This window comes from Neisseria sp. HMSC066H01, from assembly GCF_001837375.1.
GTDB lineage: Bacteria > Pseudomonadota > Gammaproteobacteria > Burkholderiales > Neisseriaceae > Neisseria.
In genome coordinates this window covers 1-6775 of sequence record NZ_KV832201.1, presented here as the reverse complement: position 1 = coordinate 6775, position 6775 = coordinate 1, and the positions used below count along the sequence as shown (strand labels likewise).

Sequence of the window (6775 nt, the reverse complement as noted above, 5' to 3'; positions counted from 1 at the left end):
CGTTGAAGGTCAGGCCTTTGGTGTCAACGGCGGTTTTGGCGTCTACGCCTTTTTGGATATTATCTTTAGTACTTTGAGCAAGATCGATACTGTAATCAGTTGTTACTGCACCATCGGCTGCAGTTGTAGTATTGGAGGTCAAATTCAAAGCATTGGAAACTTGTACCGTTGCTTTATCTGCACTGACGGTATAAGTGGTTTCTTTGCCTGAAGTTGTTTTATTAACGTGCGCGTTGCTGCCTGCCTCCACCTTGGTTGTGGTTTTAGCATTATTGATGGCATTGGCTACATCGCCGGCAGTCGCTACACCGGCAGTCGGTGCGGACACTGTGCCATTATTATCGACAGACAATGTGCCTTGAGTGACATTGATTTGAACTTTTGACGCATTTTCGCCATCGGTGACCGCAACGGTCGTCAAGTTGCCATCGGCGTAGTTGACTGTACCGTTGTTATTGATACGGGATTTGTCTGTACCGTTTTGTTGGATATTGTGTCCAACATTGTTCATAACTGTGTACAGCTGGCTACCGTTGACCGCATCGGTCGAAGTGGCGGAAATACGACCTGCGGCAACATTCTGGATTTGACGTTCATTGCCTGCACTGCCTACAGAAACCGCGCCTGTTGTAGAGGATGAAGAAGCAGCATAGCTGACATTGGTCGCAGCGCCACTATCGTTTTTGAATGAGGCATTTTTAGCTGTTGCATCAAAATTATTGGCGGCACCGACAGCACCATTACCCAATGCAACAGAGCTACCGATCGTAGTCGTCGCGCCACTACCCAAAGCAACTGAATCGCTTCCAGTAGCTTTTGCATTATTACCGCCGGCAAAACTATTCTGTCCGGCAGCTTGGGCTGAGGAACCAATAGCGGTGGAATAAAGGCCTGAACTGTTTGCCTGCTTACCAATGGCGATAGAATAAGCTTGCGTTGTCTGCGCCTGATGACCGATTGCAACAGAATCATCACCGACTGCATTTGACAAAAAGCCCATTGCCGTACCGTTATTTTGTGCCGCTGCCCTTGCACCGACAACGGTTGCATTTTGGTAGTTGGCTCTACTGTGAGCACCGACGACTACAGAGTAATTATAATTATTTTCCGTATTCAAACCTATGGCGATAGAACCTGTACCGCGGGAATTGGCATTAGAACCCAAGGCAACAGCGCCAACAGTTCTCGAAGTTACCGTTGCATTTGGACCAACAGCAACAGAATCTTCGCCAAGTACGTTGGCATTATGACCCAAGGAAACACTACCCGTCGCACCAGTACTTGTTGCCGCATTCGGTCCGATGGCAATCGAATTGGTTGCTTTTGCACCGTCATTGTTCCAGTTTTTCGTACCGTCAGTTTTGCCTTCTTCTGACTTAACAGAGAAATAACGGATGCGTTCGAGCGCACTCAATACACCATAAAGTTGAGAGCCGTTGATCGCATCAGTGGAAGTAGCGGAAATATCGCCAGGGGATACATTGATGATTTGGCGTTCGTAACCTTTGGAACCGACAGACACAACATCACCGGCATCGGTAGTTTGACCGCCTGCCCAAGTGTAGGTTTCGCCCATGATTTCGCGTTGAACGTATGCCTTACCTTCTTTATCGGTTTTAGAAGCCGTACCCAAAGCTACAGAGTTCAGCAAAGTAGCCTTCGCACCTGTACCCAAAGCTACACCGCCAAAGGCAGTCGCCTGAGATTTGGTACCGATAGCCAGAGACAAATCGGCAGATGAATTAGACTGCACACCTAATGCAACAGAACCTTGACCGGCAATAGTATTACCATAAGAACCGCCATACATCGTATCACCAGTCATCTCTTTATAAATATCACGCAGACTTTTACCGCTCAGCGTATATTCACCGGTCTTTGCACCTTTTTCATTATAGTTGATGAATTTATCCGTTGCATTGCCAGAATATCGAGTACCACCTACCGAATCTAAATCATCACCACCAATAGCAACAGATGAATTACCATTAGCCACGACATTACCACCAACCGCAATAGATTGGTCTCCCTTTGCCCATGCACCCTCAGGTCTGCCCTGTGGATCAATACGGTTACCTGAACCAATAGCAATAGACTGAGTTATCTTAGGACTACTTGAATCGCCTACTCGAGCCGTATTACCAATAGCAATATTATTGTGCGTTACATTCACATTCATAATATTTTGCGAAAGAACCCCAGATGCACGTCCAATAGCAATCGTACCAAGTCCGGTTGCATTCGCGTCTGCACCAAGTGCAATAGCACTTGATGCTGCATTACCCGAACTTGGAGAAGTTGCCACTGCACTTTTACCGATGGCAATGGTATTTCCAGTTTGAGCTTGGGCTGAATTACCTATGGCGATAGACTCACTTTGATAACCCACTGCATTGGTACCGATTGCAATGGCATTTTGCGCATTGGCTGCAGCCTGACTGCCGCTGCCAATTGCAATGCCGTTTTGACCTCTTGATGTACTGGATTGGCCCAAAGCCATTGAGCCTATACCAAATGCTTGCGCCGAATTACCCAATGCTGTTGTGCTCGTATTATCAGCAAGAGCATTCTTACCTACCGCTGTCGCTTGCGTACCATTTGCTTTGGAATCTGCACCCAATGCTGTTGAATCTACAGAAACAGCATTGGCACTTTTACCTATCGCTGTTGCATATGAACTACTTGCACTTGTATCTGCACCCATTGCAACAGCATGAGTTTGAGTAGCTTTAGCATTGGTACCCACGGCCAGGCTGTTATTATGTGTTGCATTTGCACTCGTACCTACCGCAACTGCACCATTAGCCGTAGCATTGGCTGATGCTCCTATTGACAGCGCACCAATACCGGTCGCTGTTGCACCACTAACCGCAGTAGCACTGGTCGGAGGATCAACCGCAATTTGTCCTCGTCCCGCAGTTGCCGCATACGAATTACCTGCACCCAAAAGAGCTGCCGAAATCACTGTCAATCTGAAAACTGTCGCGATACCATTTTTACCGGATTCGGCAGATACATCTGCACTGTTTTGTTCGGCAGACGATTTCACACGGCCTTTGGCCAATTCGGAAGTTACGACAAAAGATTGAATCGTACGGTTCCAAACAACTTTAAATATCTTATTCATAGGTGTGTCTTTCTCTTTTTATGATAGGTAAAAGCGTGAGCATGAGCATGACGCTACTTTAAGAATTTATGCGGGGTTTCCCAGCAAAATGCTTATCTCAAGCTGACGTTTATTGTCACTTTGAGACGAAATTTAGGATTTTGACTATCCCGCAACGATATAGTATTTCATACTTACAAAATATCCGCTAGTCTAAAATATCAACCGATTATCTTTAATTTTTAAACAAAATCATGACGTTTGAACAGAAAAACCAATCATTAAAAGTTCTCCAATCATGTTTTTATTAATAAGCGTAATGTTGTATTCCGTCGACAAGTCATCAGCAATCACAGTAATCATGCAAGCAACGTGCCAATCACTCGGAATTTTATTTAAAATGAATTATTTTTAAAAAAATGGAAAAGGCCGTCTGAAAGATTTCAGACGGCCTTTGATGAAATGATTTTGAACAATTGCTTAATTGAATAATTTGTTTTTTAAACTATCAATAAAATTGGCAATATGCTTTTAATACGTCATAGAAAGAATACGCATATCCCTACTTATACAAATGCGGATGGTTTTACAAACCGAATACGGCAATATCGCCCTTGCCTTGACGAATCAGCTCGGTGCCATCGGTCATATCGATAACTGTCGTCGGCTCAGTACCGCACCAGCCGCCATCAATAACCAAATCGACAGCATGTTCAAGACGATCTCGGATTTCGTATGGATCGGTCAATGGCTCTTCATCTTCGGGCAGCATAAGGGTACAGCTTAAAATAGGTTCACCCAATTCTTGCAAAAGTGCCAAGGCAGTGGCGTTGTCGGGAACACGCAGACCGATGGTTTTGCGCTTGGGGTGAAGCGTGCGATTGGGTACTTCTTTGGTTGCCTGTAGGATAAAGGTGTAGCTTCCGGGCGTAGCTGCTTTGAGCTGGCGGAATTGGGCATTATCTACTTTGGCGTAAGTACCCAATTCACTCAAATCGGCACACATCAGGGTCAGATGGTGTTTTTGATCGATTTTACGAATCGCAAGAATGCGCTCCATCGCGTTCTTGTCGCCGAGTTTGCAACCCAGCGCGTAACAGGAGTCCGTAGGGTAAACGATAACGCCGCCACTGCGGACAATGTCGGCGGCTTGTTTGATGAGGCGGTCTTGGGGATTATCGGGATGGATGGCGAAAAATTGAGCCATGTTTTTTTCCTTATCATTCTAATGGTTTGCTGTTTGGTATTTTAAAACTTATTTGGCCGTCTGAATATTGGATTTCCACCACCATGAATGGATTTAGCCTCATCTACAACACGGCTAAATCCAGTGATGCCATATATATTATTTTGATTTACCGGCCGATATCGAAAGTCAATTTAATACACTATATAATGCGTTATTTTGTTTGAAAGTCATCTCAATGCCTGCTTCTTCCCTACCTTCCCGCCGCTTGTCTGTTGCACCCATGCTCGATTGGACAGACCGACACTATCGCTTTATGGCGCGACAAATTACACGCAATGCTTGGCTTTATAGCGAAATGGTCAATTCAGGCGCAGTGGTTTACGGAGATAAAGACCGCTTTTTGAGTTTCAACGAAGGCGAGCAACCGGTAGCTTTACAGCTTGGCGGCTCAGATCCGCATGACTTGGCAATCGCTACCAAAGCGGCTGAAGCGTATGGCTATAACGAAGTCAACCTAAATTGCGGCTGCCCCAGCCCACGCGTTCAAAAAGGCGCTTTCGGCGCTTGCTTGATGAATGATGTAGATTTGGTGGCAGATTGTTTGAATGCGATGCAGGATGCAGTTGAAATTCCGGTGACGGTCAAACACCGCATCGGTGTAGACAGACAAACAGAATATCAAGTCGTAGCAGATTTTGTGGGAACACTTCGCGAAAAAACAGCCTGCCGCACATTTATCGTCCATGCGCGTAATGCCTGGTTGGACGGTTTATCCCCGAAAGAAAACCGCGAAGTCCCGCCACTCAAATATGAATACGTGTACCGTTTGAAACAAGATTTTCCCGACTTAGAAATTTTGATTAACGGCGGCATCACCACCAACGAAGAAATCGCCGAACACTTAAAATTTGTCGATGGTGTCATGATCGGGCGCGAGGCTTATCATAATCCAATGCTGATGCGCGATTGGGATGTACTGTTTTACAACGACGCACACGCACCAATCCAATACTCAGATTTAGCAGCTTGGCTATACGCATACAGCCACGAACAAATCGCCTTAGGACGAGGCACCATCCTGCGCCATATCGTCCGCCACGCACTAGGCTTAATGCACGGCCTAAAAAATGCCCGCACTTGGCGCCGTATGCTCTCAGATTCTACTTTGCTGAAAGACAACGACGGCAGCCTAATTCTAGACGCATGGAAAGAAGTTGAACGCGCAAATATTTGGGATTAATGCCATATAGTTCGAATAAATGAAAGGCCGTCTGAAGCATTAAATGATGCTTCAGACGGCCTTTTAAATTACAACAGACTGCTAAAGATATATTCATTTATCTTTAGCTACTATCCTGATTAATTCATCAAATAAATTCAAAACATAATCCAAGTATAAAAAAATGCGGCCTAAATAGGCCGCATTTACTTTGCTTCGTCTTTTCAGACGGCCTTTACAGGCCGTCTGAAAGTCAGATTACCATTGGTAACCAACTGCTGCGGTAGCACCGAAGTGACCACGTGAGTTGCCGGAAGCAGTACCTTTGATGATCCAGTTACCACCATCGGAGATGCTAGAGAAGCCGACAGCGTAACCGGTTTCACCGCGGTAGTGACCGCCACCGATAGCCAACATGCTCTTACCTGGCAAGTAAGCTTGTGGCAGACCGGCAGTAGCCAAGGCTTGAGCCACACCTGCGCGGGCGTTGTTGTCAACCTTGTTCACATTGCTGTTCACATCGCCGAATTTTTGGTTCAGCTGGTCAACGTTAACCGCATCGGTACCATTCTTACCTGGAGCAACATTTTTAATAGTAGTGTTGCCGGCATCGATACCACCTTGGTTGATGGTTACAGGACCTGCTTTCAGTTCGTTAGTAGTAACACTGTTAACGGTCAGATCAGGGTTCAAGCTGACTTTCAGCGCATCGCCGTCTTTCTTAACGAAGATGTTTTGAACTTCTTTCTCTGAAGTCTTACCGGTTGCTTTGTCGAATACTTGAACTTTAGTACCCGCATCACCTTTAATCTGAATAGTGTTATTCAGTTTTTTGGAGATAGAGCCGTCAGTAGTACCAGTCTCGTCAACCAGACCGAAGGTGCCATCAGCATCTTTACCATCTTTACCGTCTTTACCATCTTTCACGGTTGCAGTAGTAGTAGAGATGACTTTACCGTCTTTATCGAAGTTGTTGATAGTGATGGTAGAAGTACCTTTAGCTTCATCACGCTCAACTTTACCTTCTGCAGACTTACCGTTTTCACCGGTATCACCTTTAGCACCAGTTGCACCAGTATCACCTTTAGCACCGTCTTTAACGATGGTAGTAGTGGTGTTACCGTTACCGTCTTTGATGGTTACAGTGTGAGTACCGTCGCCGTTGTCTTTAACTTCAGCTTCAGCATTCTTACCGTCTGCACCAGTAGCACCGGTTGCACCATCTTTAACGACAGTAGTAGTAGTGTTACCGTTACCGTCT

At 45.6% G+C, this 6775-nt stretch carries 4 protein-coding genes; 1 reads left to right on the top strand and 3 read right to left on the bottom strand.

Translation table 11 applies throughout. From position 1 onward, the window contains the following. Positions 1–3127, bottom strand: a 3127-nt coding sequence (locus HMPREF2551_RS10450) for an ESPR-type extended signal peptide-containing protein (protein WP_210400294.1), incomplete at its 3' end; no start/stop codon positions are given. A 565-nt stretch (positions 3128–3692) separates the two neighbouring features. Then, complete coding sequence (locus tag HMPREF2551_RS10130; protein ID WP_036491940.1) at positions 3693–4313, bottom strand: L-threonylcarbamoyladenylate synthase; 621 nt, start codon at positions 4311–4313, stop codon at positions 3693–3695. 217 nt (positions 4314–4530) lie between these two features. On the opposite strand from HMPREF2551_RS10130, the gene dusA reads away from it, so the two are divergent. Then, positions 4531–5535, top strand: coding sequence for a tRNA dihydrouridine(20/20a) synthase DusA (gene dusA / locus HMPREF2551_RS10125; protein WP_070838810.1), 1005 nt, complete (start codon positions 4531–4533; stop codon positions 5533–5535). Between the two features lie 237 nt (positions 5536–5772). Here the strand turns inward: dusA and HMPREF2551_RS10120 are convergent. Continuing rightward, positions 5773–6775: YadA family autotransporter adhesin (locus HMPREF2551_RS10120; RefSeq protein ID WP_210400293.1), on the bottom strand; the 1003-nt coding region annotated here is incomplete at its 5' end.